The sequence below is a fragment of the Nitratireductor sp. ZSWI3 genome (assembly GCF_024655565.1).
Lineage (GTDB): Bacteria > Pseudomonadota > Alphaproteobacteria > Rhizobiales > Rhizobiaceae > Nitratireductor.
This window is the reverse complement of record NZ_JANKOF010000206.1, coordinates 1-828: the sequence shown is the minus strand read 5'-3', so window position 1 is coordinate 828 and position 828 is coordinate 1. Positions and strand designations below refer to the sequence as shown.

1 protein-coding gene is annotated in these 828 nt (G+C 60.4%); it reads left to right on the top strand.

The genetic code is table 11. The annotated features are described in order from the left end of the window. Nucleotides 1-58 precede the first annotated feature (58 nt). Nucleotides 59-816 (top strand): IS5 family transposase gene (locus tag NUU27_RS25425; protein WP_257765075.1). Its coding sequence is split into 2 segments (ribosomal slippage): nucleotides 59-383 and nucleotides 383-816, totalling 759 coding nucleotides; the frame shifts between segments, so codons are not numbered across the junction. The last annotated feature ends 12 nt before the right edge of the window (nucleotides 817-828 follow it).

The window sequence follows — 828 nt, the reverse complement described above, 5'->3', positions numbered from 1 at the left end:
TTCCCAAACGGGTTGAGTGCTGATTCATAGGGTTCCGCGATTTGAGCGGAGGTTATGAATGGGCGTGAAGCGGTATGAATTGAGCGAGGCGCAATGGGCGAGGATTGCGCCTTTGCTGCCGGGTAAGGCCGGCGATCGGGGGCGGACGGGGTCAGATAACCGATTGTTCGTGAACGGGTGTCTTTGGGTTCTGCGCTCTGGTGCTCACTGGCGCGACCTGCCGCAACGCTATGGCAAATGGAAGACGGTACATCGCCGCTTCAGCCGCTGGTGCCATGCCGGTGTGTGGGAGCGGGTATTTGAAGCCCTGACTGCGGACCGGGATAACCAATATCTCATGCTCGACAGCACCATCGTTCGCGCGCACCAGCAGGCGGCGAGCGGAAAAGGGGGGCAAAGGATCAGGCGATGGGGCGTTCCCGAGGTGGACTGACCACCAAGATCCACATGCTTGCCGATGCGCTCGGCCGTCCTTTGCGCTTCATCATCACCGCCGGCCAGGTGGGTGACGTCACCCAGGCTGCTGCCCTCCTCGAAGGACAGGCAGGCGAAGCTGTGCTGGCCGACAAAGCCTATGACAGCAATGCCTTGCGCGCGACTATCGCTCAGATGGGCGCCGAAGCCGTGATCCCTTCAAACCGCACGCGCAAAATCGCCATCCCGCACGATCCGGCCGTCTACAAGCATCGCAATCGCATCGAACGATGCTTTAACCGCCTCAAGCACTTCCGACGCTTCGCAACACGCTACGAACGGCGAACCATCCACTTCGCAGGCTTCGCATTCCTCGCCGCTGCAATGATCTGGCTGCGCTAAATGTCGATCCAT